We start from the raw sequence: 1,772 nt of genomic DNA, 5'->3' as shown, positions 1-1,772 counted from the left end.
GGGACCATGGCCACCGATGGGGGAGCCGAGGCGGCGTTGCGGGTGATGCGCACCTTCTCCTCTCCCTCGGTGATTTCCAGCTCGGCGATGCCGGACGCCTGCACCAAGTCGATCAGCTTCTTGAGCTTGCGCAGGTCCATGGCGTGACTCCCTGTTATTGGAGAAAGGGCTCAGGCCTTGTGACCCAGGAAATCCAGGGCATAGACGAGCGCCAGCTCGTAGCCCTTGGCGCCCAGTCCCGTGATCACCCCGGCCGCCAGATCGGAAAAGTAGGAACTCCTCCGGAAGGGCTCGCGGGCATGGATGTTGGAGAGGTGTACCTCGATGAACGGGATCGCCACAGCGGAAAGAGCGTCCCGCAGCGCTACGCTGGTGTGGGTAAACGCCGCCGGATTGACGATGATGAACCCGGTGTGGTCGTCCCGGGCCTTGTGCACCCGTTCCACCAGGTCCGATTCCGAATTGCTCTGGAAGCATACCACCGACACCCCGCGCGCCTCGCCCAACTTCATCAAACGCTCGTTAATTTCACCCAACGTGACGAGACCATAGACTTCGGGCTCCCGCACGCCGAGGAGGTTCAGATTGGGCCCATGGAGGACCAGGACTTGGGCGGGCTTCACTCGAAGGCGCTCCTGGCTCAAAAGTTCGGCGCATTTTGCCGCAATTCACAGCAAAATGTCCAGGAAGCGCACGGAAGGAACCGGCGGGAGGACTAAATAAGCTGGAGCAGGAGGGGGACCAGGTCGTCCCGGGAGAGTCGGCCCAAATGGACCTTGGCGGCCTGGCCGCTCCGATCCAGGATCACGGTGAAGGGAAGCGCCTGGAGGCGGTTGCCCGCCCTCTGGGCAAGCGCCAAGGCGTCCAGGCTGCCGATCAGGATAGGATAGTTGATGCCCAGCTCCCGGCTGAAGGCTGTCACCGGCTCCTTGCGGTCCACTGCGATGCCCACGAAAGTCACGCCCCGCTCCCGCAGTTGCGCCTGCACTTCGATGAACTCCGGGATCTCTTCCCGGCAGGGGGCGCACCAGGTGGCCCAGAAGTTGACCACCAGCACCTGGCCGCGGAACTGGGAAAGGCTCACCCGCTTCCCGTTCAGGTCTTCGAAGCTCGCTTCGAGCAGCGCCTCGCCTGCGGCCGCACTCTCACCGGGTAGTACAAGTTGATAACGCAGGCCGACGCCCGCCACGAGGGCCAAGGCCGCCACCGCGGCCACCGTCAGGATCTGGCGGGTCCGGCTCATGGCATGGCCTTCTCCAAGGTGGCGAGAAAGGCGTCGGCGTTTTGGAAGCCCACGACCCGTACCCCGGGCACTTCCCGGCCTTGCCGGTCAAAAAAGAGGATGGCCGGGGGGCCAAAGAGATTGAAGCGCTTGAGCAAGGCGGCATCCTCGGGGGTATTGCGGGTCACGTCCGCCTGGAGCAGTACGGCATCCCGGAGTTTGGCCCGAACCCGAGGATCGCTAAAGGTGAAGCGCTCCATCTCCTTGCACGTGATGCACCAGTCGGCATAGAAATCCAGCATGGCATAGCGCCCCCCCGTCGCCTGGAGCCGAGCCTCCAGCTCCGCCAGGGAGCGGACCCGCTCGAAGGGCAAATGGTCCGCCTGAGCAGCGCCCACCCCCCCTGCCCCGCCGGCAAGCCGCAGTCCGGCCAGGGGTTGGAGCAGGTCGCGCCCGCCGGAGAGGGCTCCCACCAGCAAAGACACGCCCACGAGTAGGGCAATCACCCCACCCCCTTCCAGAATCTGCGATAGCCGGAAGCGTCCGGGGG

The 1,772-nt window shown here is 64.7% G+C and carries 3 protein-coding genes and 1 pseudogene; all 4 read right to left on the bottom strand.

Translation table 11 applies throughout. The annotated features are described in order from the left end of the window. Positions 1 to 140 (bottom strand): annotated as a pseudogene (locus V7Q81_RS15975) (acetyl-CoA carboxylase biotin carboxyl carrier protein); the annotation flags it as partial. 30 nt (positions 141 to 170) lie between these two features. Then, positions 171 to 623 (bottom strand): type II 3-dehydroquinate dehydratase, encoded by a 453-nt coding sequence (gene aroQ, locus V7Q81_RS15970; RefSeq protein ID WP_333845314.1) that lies wholly within the window; start codon positions 621 to 623, stop codon positions 171 to 173. Between the two features lie 92 nt (positions 624 to 715). Then, positions 716 to 1,243 carry a TlpA family protein disulfide reductase gene (locus V7Q81_RS15965; protein WP_333845312.1) on the bottom strand — a complete coding sequence of 176 codons (528 nt, stop codon included), beginning with the start codon at positions 1,241 to 1,243 and terminating at the stop codon, positions 716 to 718. Then, on the bottom strand, positions 1,240 to 1,772 hold a 533-nt coding region (locus V7Q81_RS15960; RefSeq protein WP_333845310.1), incomplete at its 5' end, for a thioredoxin fold domain-containing protein. The genes V7Q81_RS15965 and V7Q81_RS15960, both read right to left, overlap by 4 nt.

Origin of the sequence: Pelomicrobium sp. (assembly GCF_036803785.1) — a bacterium.
Classification (GTDB): domain Bacteria; phylum Pseudomonadota; class Gammaproteobacteria; order Burkholderiales; family UBA6910; genus Pelomicrobium.
This window is presented reverse-complemented; position numbering and strand designations above follow the sequence as displayed.